Below are 26,873 nucleotides of genomic sequence, written 5' to 3' on the forward strand. Positions count from 1 at the left end.
CGCAAAAACTCAGTGCTGCTCGCCTGCCCGCTTCAACAGTTTCTTGCAGCGCTCGGACAGATGCACCACCCGCAGCTGCTTGCCCGCCTTGGCATACCGCTCGCGCAAGGTCTTCAATGCAGCAATTGCCGAATAATCGACGAAGCTCACGTGTTGGCAGTCCAAGGTAACCTTGGCCGGGTCACCCGCCGGGTCGAACTGGTTTAGAAACGGCGTGACCGAGGCGAAGAACAGCGTGCCATGCACCTGGTAATGCTTGACCCCCTCGGCGTCCTCATGGCTGTCGGCGTACAGCTCCCGAGCATGCTGCCAGGCAAAATTCACCGCCGCGATGACGATGCCGAACAGTACGGCCGTGGCCAGGTCGGTGAACACCGTGACCACCGTCACGGCAATGATCGCCAGCACATCGCTCACCGGCACTTTGTGCAGCACGCGCAAGGACGCCCACGCGAACGTCTGCTGGGCGACCACGAACATCACCCCGACCAGCGCCGCCAACGGGATACGCTCGATCAGCGGCGACAGGAACAACACGAACAGCAGGATCATCACCCCCGCCACCACGCCGGACAGCCGGCCGCGGCCATTGGAGCTGAGGTTGATCACCGTCTGGCCGATCATCGCGCAGCCGCCCATGCCACCGCACAAGCCTGAAACCATGTTGGCCGCACCCAAGGCCACGCACTCGCGATCCGGGTAGCCGCGGCTCTCGGTGATCTCGTCGGTGAGGTTCAGGGTCAGCAAGGTCTCCAGCAAGCCGACCATGGCCATCAGCACCGCGTAAGGGGCGATGATCTTCAGCGTTTCCAGGTTCCAGGGCACGCCCGGCAGGGCCAGCGTCGGCAGCCCACCAGCGATGTGCGCCATGTCGCCGAGGGTGCGGGTTGGCAGGTCGAGCAGGTACACCAAAAGGCCAACGCCGAGGATCGCCACCAGCGCTGGCGGCACGGCGCGGGTCAGCCTTGGCAGCACGTATACCACCAGCATGGTCAGTGCCACCAGGCCGATCATCAGCCAAAGGGGCGTGCCGCTGAGCCACTGCTCACCCGTCTTGAAATGCTCCAGCTGGGCCATGGCGATGACGATCGCCAGGCCGTTGACGAAGCCAAGCATCACCGGGTAAGGCACCAGGCGCACCAGCTTGCCCAGGCGCAGCAGGCCGAACAGGATCATCACCACACCGCCCAACAGCACGGTGGCCAGCAAATACTGCGCACCGTGCTGCACCACCAGGGCGACGATCACCACCGCCATCGAGCCGGCAGCACCGGAGATCATGCCCGGGCGGCCGCCGAACAGCGCGGTGAGGGTACAGATGATGAAGGCGCCGTACAGGCCCATCAGCGGGTTGAGGTGCGCCACCAGGGCGAAGGCGATGCACTCGGGGACCAGAGCGAATGAAGTGGTCAGGCCGGCGAGCAGGTCGGCGCGAAGTCGGGCGGGTTTCATGGGTGTCCTGTGATGCAGGGCCAGGCGGCCGGTACTGAAAACAAACGAAGGGCGGGATGTTACGGAATTTGTCTGGCAGTGACCACCGCGAGCAGCCCAGCCCTAGCCGCGCGCCAGCCACTCGGCCATGGCCACATCCTCCAGCGCGTACTCGCCGCGATTGGCCTTCCACACCAGCTCCTTTTCCCGCAAGGCATCCAGGGCTTTTTGCACATTAGGTGTCGTGGCGTTGGCTTCGGCAGCAGCCTGTTCCAGCTTGCGATTGACGTCGATGAAGGTCTGTTCGGTGAAGGGCGAGAACGGCTGCCGGGCCAGCGTGCGCTCGGCCATCACCGCCAGTACCGCCTGCTGCAAGGCAGACAGCTCGTTCCAGGCACTTTCGTAGTCGCTCCACACCCCGGCCTGATGGTTCAGCGCACCGGTGCGCAGCAGCTCGCCAAGGTTGCCTGCCTCGCCCAGCCCGATACTCACCTCGGTGAGCAGCTTGCCTAGCATCTCCGGGCGCCGGCCAACACGCTCAAAGGCATACTCCAGATCCTCGGCCTTGAACTGGTTGCTGGCCGCCAGACGGCCATTCCAGACACCGGTCACGAAGTCGACGAAGTCCCGCCCCAACAGCGGAAACGCAGTGATGCTGGCGCCATAGAATGGCTGCTTGCTCTTGAGCACCAGATTGGCCAGCTTGTCCCGGCTGGACCCGGTAAACACCAGGCGCAGACCATCGGGGCGGTCACCCCGGTTGAGGTGGTCGCGCGCCGCCTTGAGCGCGAACATGGCGTTCAGCCCACCCTCGCTGTTAAGGGCATGCTGCGCCTCATCCACTACCAGCACCACCATTTGCCCACACACCTGATGCAGCACCGCAAGCGCCTGGGCCAGCGTGGTACCGGCGGGCAGCTGCGGCCGAGTGAAATCCCAGCTGAGCGTACGCAGCAGGTTGATCTTATCGATACCCGCCTTCTTCGCGGTTTTGGCCAAGGTGCTTTCAAAACGCGCCAGAGCGCTGCCGATGGCACCGCTGATCAACTCGGCGGGGTCGGCATCACGGTCAGACCACAGGTCGACATACACCGGCAGCCAGCCTCGCTCCAGGCAGGCTGGAATGAAGTCGTTGTTCAGGAACGTGCTCTTGCCCGTGCGCCTTGGCGCAGCGAGAAACATACCCGAGCTGTAGTCGACGAACGATTCGCCAGCCAGGTCCCTTACCAAGGCTTGAGCCAACTGTTCGCGGCGGAAGATCGGGCGGGCAAGGCTCATGGCAATATCCTGAATTATCCAGATGACTATAGTTTATATCTTATAGAATAAATCCAGGATAAAAGACACCTTGTGATGGACAACCGGCACGAGTCGCGCAATTTTGCCATCATGTTGATTCCACCTGCGGAGATCATGGACATGGCGCTACGCCCCCTTTTAACTTCCCTGCTGCTGGCCGCCAGCCTGGCCGCCCAAGCCGCCACCGAAGTGCTGCCGCTGCAGCACCGCAGCAGCGCCGAACTGCTGCCCGCCGCCCAGTCGTTCATTGGCAAGGACGGTAGCGTCAGCGCCTTCGAGAACAAGTTGATCGTCACTGCCAGCCCCGAACGCGTAGACGACCTGCGCGCCCTGCTGCAACAGCTGGACACCGCGCCCAAGCGCCTGATGATCAGCGTCGACAACAACGACAGCAACTATCAGGACAACCGTGGCAACGCGCGCATCATCCATTACGGCACCAGCAACCGGGATGGTGGCCTGCAACAGGTCCAGGCCAGCGAAGGCCAACAGGCGCTGATCCAGGTCGGCCAGAGCATCCCGGTCACCAGTACCAGCACCGACGGCTATGGGCGCATCCAGAGCAACACCGAATACCGTAATGTGACCCAGGGTTTCTACGTGACCCCAAGCCTCATCGGCGAAACCGTTCGCCTACAAATAAGCACCAATAATGACCGAATGAGCCATGAACGTGCTGATGTAGTGAAAGTACAAAGTACCGACACGACGGTCACCGGCAAGCTCGGCGAGTGGATTACCCTTGCTGGGTTCAACCAGCAGAGCCAGGCCGATCTCAGCGCGTCAAGCCGCACATACAGCACCCAACGGGGTGAAAACATGACTTTACGTGTCAAAGTCGACCTTCTCGACTGATCCCAGGCAAATCAAGGCCTCGACCAAAGGCCTTGAAACTGACCAACAAGTCGCATTAGACCAAAGATGTAGTAAGCCCAAAAAAGCACTACAAAACATTTGACAGGCTCTTTTTCCCAAGGGCATGATGGCCTCGCTCCCGCTAATCAGGGGCCCTGGCAAGGGCCTTCGAGGCGCCCTCCTCCCACCCCTGGAGGCACCTCGGGTCTATACGGCCCACAAGGCGGTTCGACGGGATTGCGACTGCAACGAAGAAGTTGTCCCGAGGGACGGAAGCGCATCACCGCAGTTCTGGCAATCGCGTAGCACCGCAGCAAGGCATCCACGAGCCGACCTGCTGGCGCATGTCCTCGCCCAGGCTGCAACTCCTTCCCCCTTCGAGCCTTCGCGTTTGCCGCCGCACTCCCCCGAACAGGACAGCCGCCACACCCCTGATTCGCTTCGTGAGCATCAGCACAATTACCCCAAGATCGATGCGACGAGGTTTATTTCCATGGCACTGACACGCGAACAGCAAATTGCAGCCCTCGAGAAAGACTGGGCCGAAAACCCGCGCTGGAAAGGCGTGACCCGTACCTACACCGCCGCCGATGTCGTTCGCCTGCGTGGCTCCCTGCAGCCGGAGCACACCCTGGCCCGCCTGGGTGCAGAAAAACTGTGGAAGCTGGTCACCGAGGGTGCCCACCCGTCCTTCCGCCCAGAAAAAGATTTCGTCAACTGCATGGGCGCCCTGACCGGCGGCCAGGCAGTGCAGCAGGTCAAGGCCGGCATCCAGGCCATCTACCTGTCTGGCTGGCAGGTGGCCGCCGACAACAACTCGGCCGAGTCCATGTACCCTGACCAGTCGCTGTACCCGGTCGACTCCGTACCGACTGTGGTCAAGCGCATCAACAACTCGTTCCGCCGCGCCGACCAGATCCAGTGGAAAGCCGGCAAGAACCCGGGCGACGAAGGCTACATCGACTACTTCGCGCCAATCGTGGCAGACGCTGAGGCCGGTTTCGGCGGCGTGTTGAACGCCTACGAACTGATGAAGAACATGATCGAAGCGGGCGCCGCCGGCGTGCACTTCGAAGACCAGCTGGCCTCGGTGAAAAAGTGTGGCCACATGGGCGGCAAGGTCCTGGTACCTACCCAGGAAGCCGTGCAGAAGCTGGTTGCAGCGCGCCTGGCCGCTGACGTATCGGGCGTACCGACCATCATCCTGGCCCGCACCGACGCCAACGCCGCCGACCTGCTGACCAGCGACTGCGACCCGTACGACCAGCCGTTCGTGATCGGTGAGCGTACCCGTGAAGGCTTCTACAAGGTCCGCGCCGGCCTCGATCAGGCCATCGCCCGCGGCCTTGCCTACGCGCCATACGCCGACCTGATCTGGTGCGAAACCGCCAAGCCAGACCTGGACGAAGCACGCCGCTTCGCCGAAGCGATCAAGAAGGAATACCCGGACCAACTGCTGTCGTACAACTGCTCGCCTTCCTTCAACTGGAAGAAGAACCTGGACGACGCCACCATCGCCAAATTCCAGCGCGAGCTGTCGGCCATGGGCTACAAACACCAGTTCATCACCCTGGCTGGTATCCACAACATGTGGCACGGCATGTTCAACCTGGCGCACGACTACGCCCGCAACGACATGACCGCCTACGTGAAGCTGCAGGAGCAGGAATTCGCCGACGCCAGCAAAGGCTACACCTTCGTGGCGCACCAGCAGGAAGTGGGCACCGGCTACTTCGACGACATGACCACCGTGATTCAGGGTGGCGCATCCTCGGTGACGGCACTGACCGGTTCGACCGAGGAAGAGCAGTTCCACTGATAGTGGTTTGCTGCTGAAGAAAGGGCCCGGGGCTTGTGAAAGCCCCGGGCTTTTTAGTTCAGGTTTCTGGTTGTTTTCAGAAAATCGGTTTTCCCCGGCTCGAATGAGCCCACGCAGATCTGAAACCTTCATGCCAGAGGGGTTTCGGCATTGCGCTACAGCAGCGCCAAGAGCGATGACAGGTGTAGCAGCCGTTATGAGAATGACGCACGTCACATCGCACTGACTTTTCTTTCACTCAATTTTCACGGCACCAGGCAGAGACTAAAGCTATCCCTACGTGATAGACGCTCCTTTGCCCGCCCCTCCCGGCGGGCTTTCTTTTGCTCACGATTTGCAGTGGCTTGTCTCATCGCCCATTGCACCGTCCATTTCAAAAGCGCTACCCATCGGCGCACCGCAATAACTGGCAGATAGCCAAACCGGGTCAATATTTTTCAAATCTCTTTCCCGGCCGGGTCACACTGGCTGCTACTGAACCTTCATGGCTTTGCGGGCTCAGTTGTGCAGACAGCGCTCGCGCCATCTAGAAAGGGATTTGCAATGGGACATGCTCCAGCCGCCGCCCTACCAAGGGTTCGCATCGAACGTGAGCTGAGCCTGCGGGCTGTGCTCACCGGCGCGGTGCTGGGCATTTTGCTCACGCCTTCGAATGTCTATGCCGGGCTCAGGATCGGCTGGTCATTCAACATGTCGATCATCGCTTTGCTGGTCGGCTTCGCCCTGTGGCAGGGTATCGCGGGCCGCAAGAAGGAGCGGCCCGTTTGGACGTTGCACGAAAGCAACATCAACCAGACTGTGGCGTCGGCCGCCGCTTCCATCATTTCCGGCGGGCTGGTGGCGCCGATCCCGGCCTATACGCTGCTCACCGGCCACCAACTGGACCCGCTGCCGATGATGGCCTGGGTTTTCTCGGTAAGCTTCCTGGGCATCTGGATCGCCTGGTATCTGCGCCCCGCCTTGCTCAACGACCATGACCTGATGTTCCCCGAAGGCATGGCGACCCTGGAAACGCTGCAGCAGATTTACCATCATGGGCGCGAAGCCATGTCTCGCATCAAGGTTCTCTGCGGTGCCGCGCTGCTGTCAGGGCTGGTGAAGTGGATTGACGGCTTCGTCTGGGCGATACCACGCTGGGCACCCACGCCTGCGCTCGAGCGCCTGACCTTTACTGTCGATCCTTCGCTGTTGCTCATCGGTTTTGGCGGCATCATCGGCATTCGCGTGGGCCTGACGTTGCTGTTTGGCGCCGCGCTGGCCTGGGGCGGGCTAGCGCCGTGGCTGATCGATCACGCATTGGTAGTGATCGCCCCGAACGCCAGCGGCCCCCAGTTCGCGGCGCTGGTGGAGTGGCTGTTGTGGCCGGGCGTAAGCCTGATGGTCTGTGCGACCCTGACTTCATTGGCAGTTCGTCTGTTCCGAGTGTCACGGCGGTTGCCTGCAAACGCGCCTGCACATCGGGCACCGCGCGCCAGAATACGCTTGTCGCCAGGGCCTGCATCCGGCCTGCTGCTATCCGTCGCTCTGGTCGTCGCCCTGCAGGCGCTGCTGTTCGGGATCGACTGGTGGATGGCGTTGTTGAGCATTCCTTTGGCGATTTGCCTTGCCGTCGTCGCCGCGCGCGTCGCGGGGGCCACCGGCATCGCACCGATTGGCGCCATTGGCAAACTGTCGCAGCTCGGCTTCGGCTTGATCGCCCCCGGCCAGGTGGCCATCAACCTGATGAGCGCCAACACGGCGGGGGGCGCGGCCGGACAATCCACTGACCTGATGAACGACTTCAAGGTTGGCTTGGCGATCGGCGCGACCCCGCACAAGCAACTCGTTGCCCAATGCATCGGTATTTTCATCGGCAGCGTGGTCGGCGTGCTGGTTTACCTGATGCTGATACCGGATCCGCAGGCCATGCTGCTTACCGAGCAGTGGCCTGCCCCGGCTGTCGCGACCTGGAAAGCGGTGGCCCAGACGCTGACAGTTGGGCTGGGAGCGCTGTCGTCGGAGATTCGCTGGGCGATTTTGGTCGGCAGCGTTGTAGGCGTGCTGTTGGGCACGCTGGACAGCCTGCTACCACAACGGGCGGCCCGCTGGCTGCCGAGTACCGCCGCACTGGGGCTGGCATTCATATTGCCGGCGTCGATCGCGATGATGATGGGTTTTGGCGCAGTGCTCACATGGCTGGTCAACTGCCGGTGGCCGAGCGTCACGGAGCGCTTTGCGATCACAGCGGCAGCTGGGTTGATTGCCGGTGAAAGCATCACGGGCGTAGGGGCATCGTTCTGGGAGATGCTACGGACGCTGTAGCTGTACGAAACAGCATCGCGAACACGGCATGAGGCAGCGCTTTACTTTTGGCGGCCCTGAGTAAAGGTCAGTTCTGGGTCCGCCTGGTTTCCGTTTGTGTCCGGAAATCAGATTTTTTCCCTTTCTTGTAGTCCATTTCCCAAACATACTTCAGCCGCCTGTTTTCCGTTGCGGTCGCCCTGCTGGCGCTCTAGTCTCGGCCTGTTGCTGCACATCAGCGACACGGCTTTGACAGGCCGTAACGGTTTAAGCACATGGCTTTCCTTCTATGGTGGCTGTGCGTGGGGCACGCTTGCGTGCGCCGGAACTTTGCTTATTCCGCCGGTCTGTCAACCCACGTACAGCTACCACCCTTCTGTTTGACAGCGGCGAGGTGACGGCATCCATAGAGGTAATAAGCGATGTTGAAGATGGTTCCTGATCCACCCCACGCCCTTCACTCTCTCGAAGACACTCTCATCCAGGCCGCAGACTTCGCTAACTGCGCGCTAGCCGTTACGCATCAGGCAATGCTGGTTCAGCCGCGGTCGCCTGCGTCGGCCCTGATGATGGCGTCAACACATGAACTCGAGTCGCTGCGTGTGCTGCTCGAGGCGGCATTGATTCAGGTCCAGATGCCGGCTGAGCCGCGAACGCTGCACTAAATCGATAACCCTGTGTTGCCTGGGCTGGCTCTATCGCCGGCAAGCCGGCTGCCACGGGTGCGCGGCATTGAGTGAGGCCGGTGTCGCGACAAAGGGCGCAGCTTACCCGCGAAGGTGCCCGCCCAGGCCCTGAAGGCTTGGGAGAGACCAATGACTAGCGATGAGCCGAACGTAAAAACCACTGTGGGCAAAACCACCTTCTTTCAAGGTGAAAACCAGACCCATCCACTGTTTCGCATCGAAGCCGGCATTCCCTGCCAGGATGCCCGGGAGCAAGCTTCGGAACTGATGGGCTATGTGCGGGAATTGACGGTCATCGGTGTGATGGATGAGAAACCGATGATGGTCTGGGCAGCGCATTACTTGAGTGCGTTGGCCAAGGCGCTGATGGATGATGCCGAGTTGGGGATGATGCACTGAGAAAGAGGCACGACGCGAGACGAGTAGACAAAGCATTTCCCGCCTTTAACTTAAAGGCCCACGCCTATCGGCATCCCCAACCCCAGAAACGCAAAAGCCCCGAATAATCGGGGCTTTTGCTGAGAATATGGCGGAAGCGTAGAGATTCGAACTCTAGGATAGTTGCCCATCGACGGTTTTCAAGACCGTTGCCTTAAACCACTCGGCCACGCTTCCAGCTTGTTTTGCGGCCGCCATAATACCGTAATGAAACACGCTGTCAAACTCTCTATGTCGCCGGTTGCAGGAGCTCTGATAGACTCCTAGCATCTGAACGTTCCAAAACCACAGGTTTACCAAGGAGTGTCGCCATGCGCGAACAGGATTATGCCGTACACAGCGGCCAACAGGTCGAGCAGCGCGAGGTCAGCAAGGTCCTGCGCAACACCTACAGCCTGCTGGCACTCACCCTCGCCTTCAGCGGTGTTATGGCTTTCGTTGCCCAGCAGATGCGTGTCGGCTACCCGAACATCTTCGTGGTGCTGATCGGCTTCTACGGCCTGTTCTTCCTCACCAACAAACTGCGTGATTCGGTCTGGGGCCTGGTTTCCACCTTCGCTCTCACCGGCTTCATGGGCTTCATCCTCGGCCCAATCCTCAACCGTTACCTGGGCATGGCCGGTGGCGCTGAGGTGGTCAGCTCGGCCTTCGCCATGACGGCCCTGGTGTTCGGTGGCCTGTCGGCCTATGTGCTGATTTCTCGCAAGGACATGAGCTTCCTCAGCGGTTTCATCACCGCCGGCTTCTTCGTCCTGCTGGGCGCCGTAGTGGCCAGCTTCTTCTTCCAGATCAGCGGCCTGCAACTAGCGATCAGCGCTGGCTTCGTGCTGTTCTCGTCGGTCTGCATTCTGTTCCAGACCAGCGCGATCATCCACGGCGGTGAGCGTAACTACATCATGGCGACCATCAGCCTGTATGTATCGATCTACAACCTGTTTGTCAGCTTGCTGCAACTGTTCGGCATCATGGGTCGTGACGACTGATACCGGTTGCTTGAGCCCGTTGAAAAAGCCCGCTTCGGCGGGCTTTTTTGTGGGTATGTGCAGGCCTGGATGCTGTAGCCCGCCCTTTCGGTGCCAGCTGACCTAAAAGTCAGGTTATTACCCGAATGCTCGCCGATCTTGCTGCCATCGTGCGCGCCACTACCGCAATCCCCCTTCACCCCGTAGAATGCGCTCCTTTTTTCTTCCGGGGCAGCTTCACCGATGAGCTCACACGAACACAGCCCGGGCGCGGATGCGCCTGCCAACGAACTGGTGCTTGGCCTCGAGGACAAGCCACGGCTGCTTATCGGCCTGCTGGCGGCGCTGCAGCACCTGCTGGCGATCATCGTGCCGATCGTGACCCCGGGCCTGCTGATCTGCCAGGCGCTGGGTGTTTCGGCGCGTGATACCAACCTGATCGTGTCGATGTCGCTGGTTATCTCGGGTATCGCCACCTTCGTGCAGTGCAAGCGGTTTGGGCCGTTTGGCGCGGGCTTGCTGATCGTGCAGGGCACCAGCTTCAACTTTGTCGGCCCACTGATTGCCGGCGGTGCGCTGATGGTCAAGCAGGGCACGCCTGTCGAAAGCGTGATGGCAGCGATCTTCGGCGTGGTGATCGCAGGCTCGTTCGTCGAGATGGGCGTGTCGCGCATCCTGCCCTTCGTCAAGCGTCTGATCACGCCATTGGTGACGGGCATTGTGGTGCTGATGATCGGCCTGACCCTGATCAAGGTCGGTTTGATCAGCATGGGCGGCGGCTTTGGCGCCATGGCCAATGGCACCTTCGCCAATGGCGAAAACCTGCTGCTGTCGGGCGTGGTGCTGGCAATCATCGTAGTCCTGAACCGCATTCCGGTGGTGTGGATGCGCAGCTGCGCCATCGTCATCGCCCTGGCGGTGGGTTACGCCTTGGCAGGTTACCTCGGCCGGCTGGACTTCACCGGCATGCATGAAGCGGCACTGTTCCAGGTACCGACGCCGCTGCACTTTGGCCTCGGTTTCTCGTGGGCGCTGTTCATCCCGATGCTGGTGATCTACCTGGTGACCTCGCTCGAAGCCATCGGCGACGTTACAGCCACCAGCAAGGTCTCGCGCCAACCGGTCGAAGGCCCGGTGTGGATGCAGCGCATCAAGGGCGGCGTGCTGGTCAACGGCGCCAACTCGCTGCTGGCAGGCCTGTTCAACACCTTCCCCAGCTCGATCTTCGCGCAGAACAACGGGGTCATTCAGCTGACCGGCATCGCCAGCCGCCACATCGGTATCTGGATTGCCGTGATGCTGGTGGTACTGGGCTTGTTCCCGAGTGTTGCCGGCGTGATTCAGGCTGTGCCTGAGCCTGTGCTGGGCGGCGCGGCCATGGTCATGTTCGGTGCCGTGGCCGCTTCGGGCATCAACATTCTGGCCAGCACGCGTCTGGACCGCCGTGCACTGCTGATCATCGCCGTGTCGTTGGCGTTGGGCTTGGGCGTGGCCCAGGTGCCGGAGTTCCTGGCGCACATGCCGGCGGCCATTCGTAACGTACTGGAGTCGGGCGTTGCCACCGGTGGCATCTGCGCCCTGGTGCTGAACTGGTTCCTGCCAGAGAGCAAGGAACACGCCTGATAGCCCCGCCCCGGCCAACCAGCCCGCGCCCACCCGCGCGGGCTTTTTGCTTTATCATGGCCGTATTCCTTTACACGAGTTGCCCATGAAATTCGCTATCGCGGTTTTTTCCCCGGCCCATGCGCCCTCCTCGCGGCGCGCCTTGCGCTACGCCGAGGCGGTGCTGGCCGGCGGGCATGAGATTGCCCGGTTGTTCTTCTATCAGGACGGTGTTCACAGCGCCTCGGCCAACGTGGTCGCGCCCCAGGACGAACAGGACATCGCCGCCCAGTGGCGCGCTTTTGTCGAGCAGCACCAGCTGGACGCCGTGGTGTGTATCGCCGCTGCCTTGCGCCGCGGCGTGCTCGACGAGGCCGAAGCCAGCCGCTACCAGCGCCCGGCGGTGAACCTGCCCAAACCGTGGGAGCTGTCCGGCCTGGGCCAGTTGCATGAAGCAGCACAGCTGGCCGACCGCCTGGTCTGCTTTGGAGGCGATTGAAATGGCCAAATCCCTGTTGATCATCAGCCGCCAGGCACCCTGGAGCGGCCCATCTGCCCGCGAAGCGCTGGACATCGCATTGGCCGGCGGCGCTTTCGATCTGCCACTGGGCATGCTGTTCCTCGATGACGGCGTGTTCCAGCTTGCCCCTGATCAGCAACCGGCGGCTGTGCAACAAAAGAATCTGGCCGCCAACCTGCAGGCACTGCCGATGTTCGGTGTAGAGGAGCTGTTCGCCTGCCAGCACAGCCTGGCCCTTCGCGGGCTTGCTGTCGACACCCTGGACCTGCCCGTTGAGGTGCTGGACGACACGGCCCTGAAGGCACTGATTGCCCGTTTCGACCAAGTGGTGACGCTCTGATGCCGACTTTGCATGTGATATCCCACTCGCCCTTCGGCGATGATCGCCTGGGCAGTTGCCTGCGCCTGCTCGGCGGCGAAGATGCCTTGCTGCTGTGCGGCGATGCGGTTTATGCCCTGCGTGACGGCAGCGAACCACAGCGCCTGCTGCAGGCGGCAGCGCTGGAACAACGCCTGTTCGCCCTCGACGAAGACCTGCAGGCGCGCGGCGTCAGCAGCGGGCTGGCCAAGGCCGTGGACTACCCAGCGTTCGTCGCGTTGTCGCTGCACTATGACAAGGTCAACAGCTGGCTATGAACACCCTGACCGTAGACAACCAGGCAATCGCCCTGGACAAGGACGGCTTTCTGGTCGACCTGCAAGACTGGTCCCACGCCGTCGCCGAGGCACTGGCCGCGCGCGAAAGCATTGCCCTGACCGCCGACCACTGGGAAGTGCTCGAACTGCTACGCCAGTTCTATGAGGAATTCCAGCTGTCTCCGGCCACGCGCCCGCTGATCAAGTACACAGCGCTGAAGCTGGGCCCTGAAAAGGGTAACAGCCCGCACCTCAACCGCCTGTTCAACGGCACCCCCGCCAAACTTGCCGCCAAGCTGGCGGGCCTGCCCAAGCCGACCAATTGCATATGACAGACGCTCGCCCGCTCACCCTTCAAACCCCGGCCGAACACCCGTTCGCCGAATTCGTGCGCATCCTTGGCAAAGGCAAACGCGGTGCCCGCAGCCTCACCCGTGAGGAAGCCCGAGCCGCCATGGCCCTGCTGCTTGAAGGCAAGGTTGAAGACACCCAGCTCGGTGCCTTCCTCATGCTGCTGCGGCACAAGGAAGAGAGCGCCGAGGAGCTGGCCGGCTTTACCGAGGCCCTGCGCGCCCAACTGCAGGCACCACGCATCGCTGTCGACCTGGACTGGCCCAGCTATGCCGGCAAGAAGCGCCACCTGCCCTGGTTCCTGCTGGCCGCCAAATGCCTGGCCGCCAACGGCGTGCGCATCCTGATGCACGGTGGTGGCGCCCACACCGCCGGGCGCATGTACACCGAGCAATTGTTGGCCCTGCTGGACATTGCGCTTTGCCGCGATTGGTCTGCTGTCGAGCAAGCACTGGATCAGCAACGCCTGGCGTTTTTCCCGCTGCACGATTGGGCCCCGCAACTGCAGCGCATGATCGACCTGCGCAACATACTTGGCCTGCGCTCCCCCATCCATTCGCTGGCCCGCGTGCTCAACCCGCTGAGCGCCCGCTGCGGCCTGCAGAGCATCTTCCACCCCGGTTACCAGGCCGTACACCGCGAGGCCAGCCGGCTGCTGGGTGACCATGCGGTGGTCATCAAGGGCGATGGCGGCGAAATCGAAGTCAACCCGGATGTCATCAGCCACCTGTACGGCACCAGCGCAGGTGAAAACTGGGACGAAGAGTGGCCGGCGCTGAGTGAGCGGCGCCATGTAAAACCTGCAAGCCTGCAGCCAGAACAACTGCTGGTGGTATGGCGTGGCGAGGCTGAGGACAGCTATGGGGAAATGGCCGTGGTGGCGACCATGGCACTGGCGTTGCGCGGCTTGGGGCAGAACCGCGAGCAGGCCTTCGCGACCGCACGCGGCTACTGGGGCGCTCGAAACCAATCGAATAACTAGATCATTTTTGCGCAGTCTTTGCGCTATTTATTCGAACGCTTTGCCCTAGACTGGGCTCCAACGACAAACAACTTTGTTCCGAGGAGCTCACCATGGGCCTTTTGATCGACGGCCGCTGGCACGACCAGTGGTACGAAAACGGCAAGGATGGCGCCTTCAAGCGCGAGAACGCCCAACGCCGCAATCAGTTGCCCGCCCCTGAAGCCGGTCGCTACCACCTGTATGTGTCGCTGGCCTGCCCATGGGCTCACCGCACCCTGATCGTGCGTGCGCTCAAAGGCCTGGAGCCGCTGATCGATGTGTCGGTGGTCAGCTGGCTGATGCAGGAAAACGGCTGGACCTTCGACCAGCAACAGGGCTCCACGGGCGATCACCTCGACGCCCTCGACTTCATGCACCAGCGCTATACCCAGGATGACCCGCACTACACCGGCCGCGTGACCGTACCCGTGCTGTGGGACAAAAAGGAAAAGCGCATCGTCAATAACGAGTCGGCGGAGATCATCCGTATCTTCAACAGTGCCTTCAACGAACTGACAGGCAATACCCTCGACCTTTATCCGCAGCCGCTGCGCCCGACCATCGAAGCGCTCAATGCACGTATCTACCCAGCCGTGAACAATGGTGTTTACCGTGCAGGCTTCGCCACTACGCAAGAAGCCTACGAGGCTGCGTTCGACGAGGTTTTCAATGAGCTGGACTACCTGGAAGCGCTGCTGGACCGCCAACGTTACCTTGCAGGCGAGTACCTGACCGAGGCCGATGTGCGCCTGTTTACCACGCTGGTGCGCTTCGATGCGGTGTATCACGGCCACTTCAAGTGCAACCTGCGCCGCCTGAGCGACTACCCGAACCTATCAAACTGGCTGCGTGAGCTGTACCAGTGGCCGGGTGTGGCGCCGACGGTGAACATGGAGCACATCCAGAAGCACTATTACATGAGCCACAAGACCATCAACCCGAACGGGATCGTGCCCAAGGGGCCGCTGCAGGACTTCAACCTGCCGCATGATCGGGAGCGGTTGCCAGGCAAAGGGATCTGGGGCTGAGAAAGTTGGGGCTGCGTTGCAGCCCCCGCTATTACTGGTCTTGCTGCGAACCTTCAAACCAGGCCAGCTTTTCGCGCAACTGCACCACTTCCCCGACAATCACCAGGGTTGGCGCGTGCACTTCATGCTGGGCCACCAATGCTGGCAGGTCGGCCAAGGTGCCAGTGAACACCCGCTGATTGCGCGTAGTCCCCTGCTGCACCAACGCCGCAGGCGTGCTCGATGCACGCCCATGGCGAATCAGCTCGGCGCAAATGGTCGGCAACCCTACCAGGCCCATGTAGAACACCAAGGTCTGGTTCGGCGCCACCAGGTCATTCCAAGGCAGGTTGCTGGTACCGTCCTTGAGGTGGCCGGTCACGAAACGCACCGACTGGGCATAATCGCGGTGGGTCAGCGGAATGCCACCATAGGCAGAGCAACCACTGGCCGCGGTAATACCGGGCACCACCTGGAACGGGATGCCATGCTCGGCGAGTTCTTCGATCTCTTCGCCACCACGACCGAAAATGAACGGGTCGCCTCCCTTCAGGCGCAACACGCGCTTACCCTCGCGGGCCAGGTCGACCAGCAGACGGTTGATCTGGTCCTGCGGCACGGCATGCTCGGCGCGGCGTTTACCGACGTAAATACGTTCGGCATCGCGGCGGCACATTTCAATGATTGCCGGTGCCACCAGGCGGTCATACAACACCACATCGGCCTGCTGCATCAGGCGCAAGGCGCGGAAGGTGAGCAAGTCAGGATCACCCGGCCCAGCCCCCACCAGATACACCTCACCACCCTGCTGCACCGGCGCACCGTCGACCATGGCCTGCAACAGCCGCTCGGCCTCGGCACCCTGCCCGGCCAGCTGACGCTCGGCGATCGGGCCCTGGAACACCGTTTCCCAGAAGCCGCGACGCTGATTGACATCCGGGTACAGCGACTTGACCTTATGCCGAAAGCGCGCCGCCAAGGCGGCCAGTTCGCCGTAGGTGGACGGGATCCAGGTTTCCAGCTTGGCGCGAATCAGGCGCGCCAGCACCGGGGCGTCACCGCCGCTGGATACCGCAACCACCAGGGGCGAGCGGTCGACAATGGCCGGGAAGATCACCGTACACAGGGCCGGTGCATCCACCACGTTGACCGGCACGCAAAGCGCCTGCGCATCCGCCGACACCTGGGCATTGAGCCCAGGGTCGTCGGTGGCTGCGATCACCAGGCGGCAGCCGACCAGGTCGGCCGCCTGATAGCCACGCACCAGGACCTCACCGCCACCTTCACGGGCCAGCGCAGCCAGTTGGCCGTCGACCTCGGGCGCCACCACCCGCAGCGCGGCGCCAGCATCGGCCAGCAGGCGCGCCTTGCGCAAGGCGATCTCGCCGCCGCCGACGACCAGCACGCGGCCGCCCTGCAGCTTGTGGAACAGCGGCAGGTAATCCATTTAGCGGATGACCTCGACACCGCCCATGTAGGGCTTGAGCACTTCCGGCACACGAATGGAGCCATCAGCCTGCTGGTAGTTTTCCAGCACAGCGACCAGGGTACGGCCTACAGCCAGGCCCGAGCCATTGAGGGTATGCACCAGCTCCGGCTTGCCGGTTTCCGGGTTGCGCCAGCGGGCCTGCATGCGGCGCGCCTGGAAGTCACCACAGTTGGAGCAGGAGCTGATCTCGCGGTACTTGTCCTGGCTCGGCACCCACACTTCCAGGTCGTAGGTCTTCACGGCGCCGAAGCCCATGTCACCGGTGCACAGGGCCAGTACGCGGTAGGGCAGTTCCAGCAGCTGCAAGACGCGCTCGGCGTTGGCGGTGAGGCCTTCCAGGGCTTCCATGGACTTGGACGGCTCGACCACCTGCACCATCTCGACCTTGTCGAACTGGTGCTGGCGGATCATGCCGCGCGTGTCACGGCCCGAAGCGCCAGCTTCACTGCGGAAGCACGGGGTGTGGGCGACCAGCTTGAGCGGTAGCTGCTTGGCGTCGATGATCTCGCCGGCCACCAGGTTGGTCAGCGACACTTCAGCGGTCGGGATCAGGTAGAAGTCGGCTTCGCCTTCGCGGGTGATCTTGAACAGGTCTTCCTCGAATTTCGGCAACTGGCCGGTGCCCTGCAAGGCCGGAGCCTGGACCAGGTACGGGGTGTAGTGTTCTTCGTAGCCATGCTCACCGGTGTGCAGGTTGATCATGAACTGCGCCAGGGCACGGTGCAGGCGGGCAATCGGGCCGCGCAGCACGGCAAAGCGGGCGCCCGACAGCTTGGCAGCTGCTTCGAAGTCCAGGCCACCGCTGATCTCGCCCAGGGCGACGTGGTCCTTGATTGCAAAATCGAATGCCCTCGGGGTGCCCCAACGGCGCACTTCGACGTTGTCGTCCTCACTGGCACCGACCGGCACGCTGGCGTCTGGCAGGTTGGGGATGGTCAGGACAATGCCATCCAGTTCGGCCTGGATGCCGTCCAGCTCGACCTTGCCAGCGGCCAGCTCATTGGCCATGCGCTCGACATCAGCCATCAGCGGCGCGATGTCCTCGCCCTTGGCCTTGGCCTGGCCAATCGATTTGGAGCGGGCGTTACGCTCGGCCTGCAGCTGCTCGGTGCGGGTCTGCACCGCCTTGCGGCGCTCTTCCAGCGATTCGATGCGCGCGACATCCAGGCTGAAGCCACGGGAGGCGAGGCGGTCCGCCACTTCCTGAAGTTGGCCGCGTAACAGTTTGGAATCGAGCATGTCGTTCTCTCGTTATGTGTATAGGTTGGTTCAGAGTCAGGTCAGGAACGGGCCGGCCGAGGTGGCCAGTAGCCCGCCCATCACGCTAATACCGGTATAGCCCACGGCCAGGGGCGCTTGCCCACTTTCCATCAGGCGCACGGTATCGAGCGAAAAAGAAAAAAATGTCGTCAACCCACCGATGAAGCCGACGATAAGGCCAAAGCGCAGGAACAGCCCATGGAACAGAGCGCTCACGGCTTTCTCCGTTGACGCGGGCTACTGCGATCAAGGTCGGCCAAGTGACGCAGTTTCTCGCCGATCTTCAGCTCAAGCCCTCGGGGCACGGGCTGATAATACTGGCGTGGCTCGAGCTGATCGGGGAAGTAATCTTCACCCGCGGCATAGGCATCGGGCTCGTCGTGGGCATAGCGGTACTCCTCGCCGTAGCCGAGCTGCTTCATCAGCTTGGTCGGGGCATTGCGCAGGTGCAGCGGCACCTCCAGCGAGCCGTGCTCGGCGGCCTCGCGCAGGGCAGTCTTGAAGCCCATGTACACGGCGTTGCTCTTCGGCGCGCAGGCGATATAGGTAATGGCCTGAGCCACCGCCAGCTCGCCCTCAGGGCTGCCCAGACGCTCCTGCACGTCCCAGGCCGCCAGGCACAGGCTCAGGGCCCGGGGGTCGGCGTTGCCGATGTCCTCGCTGGCCATGCGCACCACGCGACGGGCGATGTATAGCGGGTCGCAGCCGCCATCGAGCATGCGCGCGAACCAGTACAGCGCGGCGTCCGGGTTGGAGCCGCGCACCGATTTGTGCAGGGCGGAAATCTGGTCGTAGAAGGCCTCGCCGCCTTTGTCAAAGCGCCGGCGGCTGTCACCGAGCAGGCTCTGCAGCAGGTCTACGCCAATCTCGCCGCCATCTTCGGCCAGGTCCGAGGCGTTTTCGAGGAAGTTGAGCATGCGCCGGCCATCGCCATCGGCGGCGGCCATGAGCATCTTGAAGGCGTCGTCGCCCACGCTCAGGTTGCGCTTGCCCAGGCCGCGCTCTTCGTTGAGTGCGCGGTCGACCAGCTTGCGCAAGGCAGGCTCGTCCAGGCTCTTGAGCACATACACCCGGGCCCGCGAGAGCAAGGCATTGTTCAGTTCGAAGGACGGGTTCTCGGTGGTGGCGCCGATGAAGATCAGCGTGCCGTCTTCGACAAAGGGCAGGAAGGCATCCTGCTGGGACTTGTTGAAGCGGTGCACCTCATCGACGAACAGGATGGTCCGGCGGCCATACTGGCCGGCCTGCTGCTTGGCCACCTCGACAGCCTGGCGGATTTCCTTGACCCCCGCCAGTACCGCAGAAACCGTCTCGAAGTGCGCATCGCAAAACTGTGCCAGCAGCCGGGCGAGCGTGGTCTTGCCCACGCCTGGCGGCCCCCAGAAGATCATTGAGTGCAGCGCACCCTGCTCCAGCGCCTCACGCAGCGGTTTGCCGCGCGCCAGCAGATGCTCCTGGCCGACATACTCGTCCAGGTTGGACGGGCGTAGCCGGGCAGCCAGGGGCTGGGCAACGGGTTCGCTTCGAAACAGGTCCATGGTGCGCTCTGCTTACTCCTTGATGACGTCCGCGCCTTTCGGGATGTCGAACTTGAACGTGCTGTCCGGCACCGCCTGGTTGGCCTTGACGCCATTGAACAGGATGTTGGTGCGCTGGCCGACGCTGTCGATCAGCTGCATGTCGTTGATCAGGCCACGGCGGAACGACACGCGCAGCGAATCGAAAAGGGTGTCCTTGGTCGTTGGCTTGAGGGTGAAGTCCATCACTTCGCCCTGCTCCTTGGAGGTGATGTCGAAGCTCTGGCTGATCTTCGACACATCACCGGACAGCAGCAGCGCCGGGGTCTGGTTCAGGCGCACATCGAGCTTCTTGATGGTGGCCTGCTCCAGGTCAGGGTCCCACAGGGTGACGTTCTTGCCGTCGGACACCACCACCTGCTCCTGGGGAGCATCGGTGTGCCAGTAGAACAGCCCCGGGCGCTTGACCGTCATCTTGCCGGTTGTCTCCTGCAGGCTGGTGCCGCCGGCATCCAGGGTCAGCTGGGAGAAATTGGCCTCGATGGTCTGCGACTTTTCCAGCAACTGGGTCAGGCGCTGCACGTCCTGCTCACCAGCGTGAGCCGACAGTGTGGCCGATAACGAACCCAGGGTCAGGGCAGAAACCAACAGCATGCGAATCGCGCGCATGTTAATCCTCATTGAGCATTTAAGAATGCCGGGCGCCACCGTCGGCGCCCGGCAAGGTGTTCATCAGTCGCGCGGGCCGCCCGGGGCAATCACTTCCCGCGAGCCGTTGCTGTTCATGGGGGTGACCACGCCGGCCATCTCCATCGCCTCGATCATGCGCGCGGCGCGGTTGTAGCCGATCTTGAGCTTGCGCTGCACGGCCGAAATCGACGCCCGACGGCTTTCGAGGACGAATTGCACCGCCTCATCATACAGAGCGTCGCTTTCCGAATCCTCGTCGCCGCCACCGCCACCACCGCCTTCGAAGCCGCTGCCAGCCTCCTCGACGCCGTTGAGGATGTCGTCGTTGTAGTCTGGAGCGCCACGCAGCTTCCAGGCTTCCACCACGCGGTGCACTTCATCGTCGGAGACGAATGCGCCGTGTACCCGGATCGGCAGGCTGGTACCTGGCGGCATGTAGAGCATGTCGCCGTGGCCTAGCAGCTGCTCGGCGCCACCCTGGTCGATGATGGTGCGCGAGTCGATCTTGCTCGACACCTGGAACGCCATACGGGTCGGAATGTTGGCCTTGATCAGGCCGGTGATCACGTCCACCGATGGGCGCTGGGTGGCGAGGATCAGGTGAATACCGGCGGCCCGAGCCTTCTGGGCAATACGGGCGATCAGCTCTTCGACCTTCTTGCCGACGATCATCATCATGTCGGCGAATTCGTCGACCACCACCACGATGGTCGGCAGGGTCTTCAGGGCCGGCGGCTCGTCGTCCATGCTCTCGCGGCGGAACAGCGGATCGTGGATGATCTCGCCAGCCTCTTGGGCATCCTTGATCTTGCGGTTGAAACCGGCCAGGTTACGCACGCCCATGGCCGCCATCAGTTTGTAGCGCCGTTCCATCTCGGCCACGCTCCAGCGCAGCGCGTTGGCGGCGTCCTTCATGTCGGTGACCACCGGGCACAGCAGGTGCGGGATGCCTTCGTAGATCGACAGCTCGAGCATCTTTGGATCGATCATGATCAGGCGCGCGTCTTCAGGGCCGGACTTGAACAGGATCGACAGGATCATCGCGTTCACACCTACCGACTTACCGGAGCCGGTGGTACCGGCTACCAGCAGGTGAGGCATCTTGGCCAGGTCGGTGATCACCGGCTTGCCGCCGATGTCATGGCCCAGGGCCAGGGTGACGGGCGACTTCTGCTCGTCGTACTGCGGCGTCGACAGCACCTCGGAGAAGCGCACCATTTGCCGGTTTTCGTTGGGGATCTCGATACCCACGGTGGTCTTGCCGGGGATGACCTCGACCACCCGCACACTGGTCACGGCCAGCGACCGCGCAAGGTCCTTGGCCAGGTTGGCAATGCGGCTGACCTTGACCCCGGCCGCAGGCTGGATTTCGTAGCGGGTAATGACCGGGCCCGGGTGGATGGAGTCCACCGAGACTTCGACGCCGAATTCCTTGAGTTTGATTTCCAGCAACTGACCGACGCCGGCCAGGGATTCTGGCGAGTACTCGATCTTCTTCTGCTCGGCCGGGTCGAGGATGGAGATGGACGGCAAGGTGCCTTCCACGGCGCTGTCGACGAACAGTGGCGCCTGCTTTTCCTTCATCACCCGCTTGCTCGGCTCCACTGCCTTGGCCGGCGCTGCCGGCGGCATGATCACAGGGGCAATCGAGGGTTCACGTGGAACCACGGTCTCGCGTGGTACAACAGGTTCGCGCTGGGCTACGACAGCGCGCGCGGGCGGCTCATCGCGCTCACCGATGCGCTCGCGCAGCTGCGCCTTGGCCGGCTCGCGTTTCTCGGTAGCCGCCGGCGCCGAATCGAACCTTGGTTCGTCCACCTCGCGCAGCTGCGCCTCCAGGCGTTTGCGCTCGTTGCGCGCCTCCCACCAGCGATTGGCCGCGCCTTGCACGAGCTCGAACAGGTCGAGGGTGATCTTGCCGGTCATGTCCATCACCTTGAACCACGACAGGTCGGTGAACACGGTCAGGCCGAACAGGAACAGGGCGATGAACATCAGCGTGCTGCCCTGCACGTTGAGCAGGTTGCGCGCCAGGTCGCCGAGGCTTTCGCCCAAGGCTCCACCGGCGGAGAACGGCAGGCTCGCCGGTGGGTGGAAATGGATATGCGCCAGTGCGGCACCCGACAGCACCAGGAACACCAGGCCGATGAGGCGCCAGGAGAACAACCAGCCGCTCCACTGCCAGGGTTGATGGCGCTCGCGGAATATCTGCCAGGTTTTGATGGCCAGCAGTAACGGGAAGATGTAGGCGAAGTAGCCCAGCACCATGAACATGATGTCGGCGAAGTACGCACCGGCACGCCCGGCAGCGTTCTGCACCTGGTCGACGTTGCTGGTGTGGCTGAAGCCTGGGTCGGAGGTATCGTAGGTCAGCAGCGCCATCCACAAGTACAGGCACAGGGCGCCGACAGCGATCAACGCACCTTCCTTGAGGCGGTAATGCAGCTGCTGCCGCCACAGGGGCACAGGCAGAGGAGCTGGAGTTGCGGTGGATTTCTTCAAAACGCGTCTATTCCTGCGCGTGCTGCGCGTCCAGTAGTGATTGGCCGATGACAGGCCAATGAACCACTACTTTTAACATTACTGCCCGCCGGCCGCCATGGCGGCACGCCCTATGGCGTTTGGGTGGGGGCGACTTTCGTATAGCTGCAATTTGAGCATGCATTTTCTTTTGTGACAAAGGCTTATGCTGTGTTTTTGCACAGGTGTGACAGCAAATGTGCCAGATGGTGCCTGCAGCCTCACGAATGTGTAGGAAATTGCCGACCACATCGCCTGACTGAACGCACACGCAGGCAGGCCTGGTCCCACATGGGCCAGCATTGACCCAAAGCGCCCTCCTTGCCATGCTGCCCCTCCCCTCCCCCACCGCACGATAGACCATGCTCACCTGGCTGACTCGCGACTCGCTGACCTTCCCCCCCCTGGAAAAGGCCCTGCAAGACCCTAACGGCCTGCTCGCCGCTGGTGGCGACCTGAGCCCCGAGCGCCTGGTGCAGGCCTATCGCCATGGCTGCTTCCCGTGGTACCAGGACGGCCAACCCATCCTCTGGTGGTCGCCCGACCCTCGCACCGTTCTTTTCCCGAACGAGCTGCATGTCTCGCGCTCGCTGGCCAAGCTGTTACGCCAGGGGCGCTATCAGGTCAGCTTCGACACCGACTTCCCAGCTGTGATCGACGCCTGCGCGGCACCGCGCGACTACGCGGACGGCACCTGGATCACCGACACCATGCGCAACGCCTACTGCGAGCTGCACCGGCGCGGTATCGCCCACTCGGTGGAGGTGCGCCACAACGGCGAACTGGTGGGCGGCCTGTACGGCCTGGCCATGGGGCGGTTGTTTTTCGGCGAGTCGATGTTCAGCCGCGCCGACAATGCTTCCAAGGTCGGCTTCGTGACCCTGGTCAAGCATCTGCAAGAGGCGGGCTTTGTGCTGATCGACTGCCAGATGCCGACCGACCATCTGCACAGCCTGGGCGCCCGCGCCATCAGCCGCGCCAGTTTCGCTGACTACCTGGCCCACCACCTCGACCAGCCAAACAGTGCCAGCTGGCGCAGCTAGGCGAGTTCCAAGAGCTGGCTTACACTTAAAGCAAAGTCTCACCGAAGGGGTCAATCATGACAGAGTTGGCGCGGTTGAAGTTCTATGCCACTCAGCCCCACTCCTGCAGCTATCTGCCGGACGAGCAGGCGACCACCCTGTTCCTCGACCCCAGCCAGCCGATGGACGTGCATGTGTATGCCGACCTCTCGGAGATGGGCTTTCGGCGCAGTGGCGACCACCTGTACCGCCCACATTGCCAGAATTGCAATGCCTGCGTACCGGCCCGCATCCCGGCCGCGCGCTTCATTCCCAACCGCCAGCAGCGGCGCATTCTCAAGCGCAATGCTGACCTCACCGTAACGGCTGCACGGCCGGCCTTCAAGGAAGAATATTTCGACCTGTACCGGCGTTACATCGAAACCCGCCATGCCGATGGCGACATGTACCCGCCAAGCCGCGATCAGTTTTCCACCTTTCTGGTGCGCGACTTGCCGTTCTGCTGGTTCTACGAATTTCGCCTGGCCGGGCGGTTGCTGGCGGTGGCGGTGTGCGACCTGCTGCCCAACGGGCTGTCGGCGGTGTACACGTTCTACGAGCCCGACGAAGAACGGCGCAGCCTGGGGCGCTTTGCCATCCTCTGGCAAATTACCGAAGCCCTGCGCCAGGACCTCGAAGCCGTATACCTCGGCTACTGGATCAAGAACTGCAAGAAGATGAACTACAAGACCCAGTATCGTCCCATCGAACTGCTGATCAACCAGCGTTGGGTCACTCTCAACTGAAAGCATTGGCTTGACACACTATTTTCCGGCATAATCCACGCCACTTTTTTGCCCGGTGCGGTTATGCGTCGGGCCAACACTGGACACCGAGGGCTCAACTGCATGTCGAAAGAAGACAGCTTCGAAATGGAAGGTACTGTCGTCGACACCCTGCCCAACACCATGTTCCGCGTGGAGTTGGAAAACGGGCACGTCGTAACCGCGCACATCTCCGGAAAGATGCGCAAGAACTACATCCGTATTCTCACTGGCGACAAGGTCCGCGTCGAGCTGACGCCTTATGACCTGAGCAAGGGCCGCATCACCTACCGTGCGCGCTAAGCTCCAGCCATGAAAAAGCCCGGCCATGTGCCGGGCTTTTTTGTGCCTTCAAAATTGCTTGGGGCCGCAAAGCGGCCCCTTGCATCACGCCACTTCTGCCGTGGTCTCGAAGTCGAACACCAACTCGCCATCGCGCAGGTCGATGTGCACCACACCGCCATGCTCGGCCAACTCGCCAAACAGGATCTCCTCGGCCAGCGGCCGCTTGATCTTGTCCTGGATAAGCCGCGCCATTGGCCGCGCCCCCATCTGCACGTCGTAGCCAGAGGCCGCCAGCCAGCCGCGGGCGGCATCGCTGACTTCAAGCAGCACACGCTTGTCTTCCAGCTGCGCCTGAAGTTCGATGAGGAACTTGTCGACGATGCTCTTGATCGTCTCGTGACTCAGGCGGCCGAACTGGATGATGGTGTCCAGACGGTTGCGGAACTCTGGCGTGAAGCTCTTGCGAATGACCTCCATCGCATCGGACGCATGGTCCTGATGGGTGAACCCGATGGAAGCGCGTGCCGCAGTTTCAGCACCGGCGTTGGTGGTCATGATCAGGATCACGTTGCGGAAGTCCGCTTTGCGCCCGTTGTTGTCGGTAAGGGTACCGTGGTCCATCACCTGCAGCAGCAGGTTGAAGACTTCCGGGTGAGCCTTCTCGATCTCATCGAGCAGCAATACGCAATGCGGCTGCTTGGTGATCGCCTCGGTCAGCAGACCACCCTGGTCGAACCCGACATACCCTGGAGGAGCACCGATCAGGCGCGACACAGTGTGCCGCTCCATGTACTCGGACATGTCGAAGCGCACCAGCTCAACGCCCAGCGCCTTGGCCAACTGGCGCGCCGCTTCGGTCTTGCCCACCCCGGTAGGGCCGGCGAACAGGAACGAACCGACCGGCTTGTCGGGTGCCTTGAGGCCTGCACGGGACAGCTTGATTGCGGTGGCCAGCGAATCGATCGCCTGATCCTGACCGAATACGGTCAGTTTCAGGTCACGCTCCAGGTTACGCAGCAGCTCCTTGTCGGAGCTGGTGACGTGCTTCGGCGGAATCCGCGCGATCTTGGCCACGATGTCCTCGACTTGCGGCACATCGATACGCTTGACCCGATTCGCCTCAGGCTGCAGGCGCTGATAAGCACCAGCCTCGTCGATCACGTCGATCGCCTTGTCCGGCATGTGGCGGTCGTTGATGTAGCGTGATGCCAGCTCAGCGGCGGCGCGCAGGGCTTCGTCGCTGTACTCGATGTTGTGATGGCTTTCAAAGCGCCCTTTGAGGCCGCGCAGAATGCCCACAGTGTCCTCGACGGACGGCTCGCTGACATCCACCTTCTGGAAGCGCCGTGCCAAGGCACGGTCCTTCTCGAAGATGCCGCGAAACTCTTGGAAGGTCGTCGAACCAATGCAGCGGATCTCGCCGGAAGACAGCAGCGGCTTGAGCAGGTTGGACGCGTCCATCACGCCGCCCGACGCAGCACCGGCACCAATGATGGTGTGGATTTCGTCAATGAACAGGATGGCCTGTGGGCGTTTGCGCAACTCACCGAGCAACGCCTTGAAACGCTTCTCGAAGTCGCCGCGGTACTTGGTACCCGCCAGCAGTGCGCCAAGGTCGAGCGAATACACCACGCTCTGCGACAGCAGGTCGGGCACCTGACCATCGACGATGCGCTTGGCCAGGCCTTCGGCGATGGCAGTCTTGCCCACCCCTGCCTCACCGACCAGCAGCGGGTTGTTCTTGCGTCGACGGGCAAGGATCTGCGCCACGCGCTCGACTTCCTGCTCGCGACCTACCAGCGGGTCGATCCGCCCAGCGCGGGCCAGTTCATTCAGGTTGCTGGCGTAAGCATCCAGCGGGTTGCTCGAGGACGACGTCTCGCCGCCCTCCTCGTCCTGCATTTCCTGGTCGCTGTCGCTGTGTGAGCCGTGGCCCGGCACCTTGGAAATGCCGTGGGCAATGTAGTTGACCACGTCGATACGGGCCACGCTCTGCTGCTTGAGCAGGAACACGGCCTGGCTTTCCTGTTCGCTGAAGATCGCCACCAGCACATTGGCACCGGTGACTTCGCGCTTGCCGGAGCTTTGCACGTGGAACACGGCACGCTGCAGCACACGCTGGAAGCCCAGGGTCGGCTGGGTTTCGCGATCCTCGTCGTTGACGGGAATCAGGGGAGTGGTGGAATCGATGAACTCTTGCAGGTCGTGCTTGAGTTTGTCGAGATTGGCGCCACAGGCGCGCAGAACGGTCGCAGCAGCCTCATTGTCAAGGAGTGCCAGCAGCAGATGCTCGACGGTCATGAACTCATGACGCTTCGAACGAGCCTCCTTGAAGGCAAGATTGAGGGTGACTTCGAGCTCGCGGTTTAACATAGCTTCACCTCATACCCAAGTGGTC

24 protein-coding genes and 1 tRNA gene are annotated in these 26,873 nt (G+C 62.2%); 15 read left to right on the forward strand and 10 right to left on the reverse strand.

From position 1 onward, the window contains the following. Positions 1-9 precede the first annotated feature (9 nt). A complete protein-coding gene (locus ACW4TB_RS06960; RefSeq protein ID WP_279928774.1) occupies positions 10-1,452 on the reverse strand; it encodes a SulP family inorganic anion transporter in 1,443 nt (480 codons plus the stop codon). A gap of 102 nt (positions 1,453-1,554) precedes the next feature. Beyond that, on the reverse strand, positions 1,555-2,709 hold the full coding sequence (locus tag ACW4TB_RS06965; protein ID WP_012315227.1) for an ATP-binding protein: 1,155 nt from the start codon (positions 2,707-2,709) through the stop codon (positions 1,555-1,557). A 75-nt stretch (positions 2,710-2,784) separates the two neighbouring features. Between ACW4TB_RS06965 and ACW4TB_RS06970 the strand changes: the two genes are divergently transcribed. The 4 genes from ACW4TB_RS06970 (at position 2,785) to ACW4TB_RS06985 (ending at position 8,769) form a co-directional block, all read left to right on the forward strand. Continuing rightward, the gene (locus tag ACW4TB_RS06970; protein WP_455842918.1) at positions 2,785-3,585 is read left to right on the forward strand and encodes a secretin N-terminal domain-containing protein; all 801 of its coding nucleotides are present in this window, start codon (positions 2,785-2,787) and stop codon (positions 3,583-3,585) included. A 493-nt stretch (positions 3,586-4,078) separates the two neighbouring features. After that, complete coding sequence (gene aceA / locus ACW4TB_RS06975) at positions 4,079-5,404, forward strand: isocitrate lyase (RefSeq protein ID WP_012315229.1); 1,326 nt, start codon at positions 4,079-4,081, stop codon at positions 5,402-5,404. A gap of 543 nt (positions 5,405-5,947) precedes the next feature. Beyond that, a complete protein-coding gene (locus tag ACW4TB_RS06980) occupies positions 5,948-7,705 on the forward strand; it encodes an OPT family oligopeptide transporter (RefSeq protein ID WP_279928771.1) in 1,758 nt (585 codons plus the stop codon). A gap of 794 nt (positions 7,706-8,499) precedes the next feature. Then, on the forward strand, positions 8,500-8,769 hold the full coding sequence (locus ACW4TB_RS06985) for a DUF3077 domain-containing protein (RefSeq protein ID WP_012315234.1): 270 nt from the start codon (positions 8,500-8,502) through the stop codon (positions 8,767-8,769). Positions 8,770-8,897: 128 nt separating this feature from the next. Here ACW4TB_RS06985 and ACW4TB_RS06990 read toward each other — a convergent pair. Then, positions 8,898-8,985 (reverse strand) — tRNA-Ser (locus ACW4TB_RS06990). Between the two features lie 134 nt (positions 8,986-9,119). Between ACW4TB_RS06990 and ACW4TB_RS06995 the strand changes: the two genes are divergently transcribed. The 8 genes from ACW4TB_RS06995 to ACW4TB_RS07030 all read left to right on the forward strand — a co-directional run bounded on the left by ACW4TB_RS06995 (position 9,120) and on the right by ACW4TB_RS07030 (position 14,910). Next, positions 9,120-9,791: a Bax inhibitor-1/YccA family protein gene (locus ACW4TB_RS06995; protein WP_012315235.1), complete on the forward strand. Its 672-nt coding sequence runs from the start codon at positions 9,120-9,122 to the stop codon at positions 9,789-9,791. A gap of 222 nt (positions 9,792-10,013) precedes the next feature. Continuing rightward, a complete protein-coding gene (locus ACW4TB_RS07000; protein WP_039604128.1) occupies positions 10,014-11,393 on the forward strand; it encodes a nucleobase:cation symporter-2 family protein in 1,380 nt (459 codons plus the stop codon). Between the two features lie 85 nt (positions 11,394-11,478). Next, positions 11,479-11,871, forward strand: coding sequence for a sulfurtransferase complex subunit TusD (tusD, locus tag ACW4TB_RS07005; protein WP_012315237.1), 393 nt, complete (start codon positions 11,479-11,481; stop codon positions 11,869-11,871). Between the two features lies 1 nt (position 11,872). Continuing rightward, positions 11,873-12,232 carry a sulfurtransferase complex subunit TusC gene (gene tusC, locus ACW4TB_RS07010; RefSeq protein WP_279928763.1) on the forward strand — a complete coding sequence of 120 codons (360 nt, stop codon included), beginning with the start codon at positions 11,873-11,875 and terminating at the stop codon, positions 12,230-12,232. Further along, complete coding sequence (tusB, locus tag ACW4TB_RS07015) at positions 12,232-12,528, forward strand: sulfurtransferase complex subunit TusB (RefSeq protein ID WP_012315239.1); 297 nt, start codon at positions 12,232-12,234, stop codon at positions 12,526-12,528. The genes tusC and tusB overlap by 1 nt, the downstream gene beginning before the upstream one ends. Beyond that, positions 12,525-12,860 carry a TusE/DsrC/DsvC family sulfur relay protein gene (locus ACW4TB_RS07020; protein WP_279928759.1) on the forward strand — a complete coding sequence of 112 codons (336 nt, stop codon included), beginning with the start codon at positions 12,525-12,527 and terminating at the stop codon, positions 12,858-12,860. Before tusB ends, ACW4TB_RS07020 begins: the two co-directional genes overlap by 4 nt. After that, positions 12,857-13,861, forward strand: a complete 1,005-nt coding sequence (locus ACW4TB_RS07025; RefSeq protein WP_279928757.1) for a glycosyl transferase family protein — start codon at positions 12,857-12,859, stop codon at positions 13,859-13,861. Before ACW4TB_RS07020 ends, ACW4TB_RS07025 begins: the two co-directional genes overlap by 4 nt. A 92-nt stretch (positions 13,862-13,953) precedes the next feature. Further along, positions 13,954-14,910 carry a glutathione S-transferase family protein gene (locus ACW4TB_RS07030; protein ID WP_279928755.1) on the forward strand — a complete coding sequence of 319 codons (957 nt, stop codon included), beginning with the start codon at positions 13,954-13,956 and terminating at the stop codon, positions 14,908-14,910. A 31-nt stretch (positions 14,911-14,941) separates the two neighbouring features. Here ACW4TB_RS07030 and cysG read toward each other — a convergent pair whose 3' ends face one another. The 6 genes from cysG to ACW4TB_RS07060 all read right to left on the reverse strand — a co-directional run bounded on the left by cysG (position 14,942) and on the right by ACW4TB_RS07060 (position 22,401). Then, complete coding sequence (cysG, locus tag ACW4TB_RS07035) at positions 14,942-16,336, reverse strand: siroheme synthase CysG (protein WP_012315243.1); 1,395 nt, start codon at positions 16,334-16,336, stop codon at positions 14,942-14,944. Next, positions 16,337-17,617, reverse strand: a complete 1,281-nt coding sequence (serS, locus tag ACW4TB_RS07040; protein ID WP_012315244.1) for a serine--tRNA ligase — start codon at positions 17,615-17,617, stop codon at positions 16,337-16,339. It abuts the gene before it with no gap. 36 nt (positions 17,618-17,653) lie between these two features. Further along, on the reverse strand, positions 17,654-17,854 hold the full coding sequence (locus tag ACW4TB_RS07045; RefSeq protein WP_455842919.1) for a CrcB family protein: 201 nt from the start codon (positions 17,852-17,854) through the stop codon (positions 17,654-17,656). Further along, positions 17,851-19,176 carry a replication-associated recombination protein A gene (locus ACW4TB_RS07050; protein WP_115274336.1) on the reverse strand — a complete coding sequence of 442 codons (1,326 nt, stop codon included), beginning with the start codon at positions 19,174-19,176 and terminating at the stop codon, positions 17,851-17,853. The genes ACW4TB_RS07045 and ACW4TB_RS07050 overlap by 4 nt, the downstream gene beginning before the upstream one ends. 12 nt (positions 19,177-19,188) lie before the next feature. Further along, complete coding sequence (gene lolA, locus ACW4TB_RS07055) at positions 19,189-19,824, reverse strand: outer membrane lipoprotein chaperone LolA (protein ID WP_012315247.1); 636 nt, start codon at positions 19,822-19,824, stop codon at positions 19,189-19,191. Positions 19,825-19,887: 63 nt separating this feature from the next. Further along, complete coding sequence (locus tag ACW4TB_RS07060) at positions 19,888-22,401, reverse strand: DNA translocase FtsK 4TM domain-containing protein (protein ID WP_438826679.1); 2,514 nt, start codon at positions 22,399-22,401, stop codon at positions 19,888-19,890. Between the two features lie 326 nt (positions 22,402-22,727). Between ACW4TB_RS07060 and aat the strand changes: the two genes are divergently transcribed. The 3 genes from aat to infA all read left to right on the forward strand — a co-directional run bounded on the left by aat (position 22,728) and on the right by infA (position 24,493). Continuing rightward, the gene (gene aat, locus ACW4TB_RS07065; protein ID WP_012315249.1) at positions 22,728-23,408 is read left to right on the forward strand and encodes a leucyl/phenylalanyl-tRNA--protein transferase; all 681 of its coding nucleotides are present in this window, start codon (positions 22,728-22,730) and stop codon (positions 23,406-23,408) included. A gap of 56 nt (positions 23,409-23,464) precedes the next feature. After that, positions 23,465-24,172: an arginyltransferase gene (locus ACW4TB_RS07070; RefSeq protein WP_008097741.1), complete on the forward strand. Its 708-nt coding sequence runs from the start codon at positions 23,465-23,467 to the stop codon at positions 24,170-24,172. Between the two features lie 102 nt (positions 24,173-24,274). After that, positions 24,275-24,493: a translation initiation factor IF-1 gene (gene infA, locus ACW4TB_RS07075; RefSeq protein WP_002553999.1), complete on the forward strand. Its 219-nt coding sequence runs from the start codon at positions 24,275-24,277 to the stop codon at positions 24,491-24,493. A gap of 84 nt (positions 24,494-24,577) precedes the next feature. On the opposite strand, the gene clpA is transcribed toward infA, so the two are convergent. Further along, on the reverse strand, positions 24,578-26,848 hold the full coding sequence (gene clpA, locus ACW4TB_RS07080) for an ATP-dependent Clp protease ATP-binding subunit ClpA (RefSeq protein WP_039601928.1): 2,271 nt from the start codon (positions 26,846-26,848) through the stop codon (positions 24,578-24,580). Positions 26,849-26,873: the final 25 nt, after the last annotated feature.

Source organism: Lelliottia jeotgali (genome assembly GCF_977070485.1).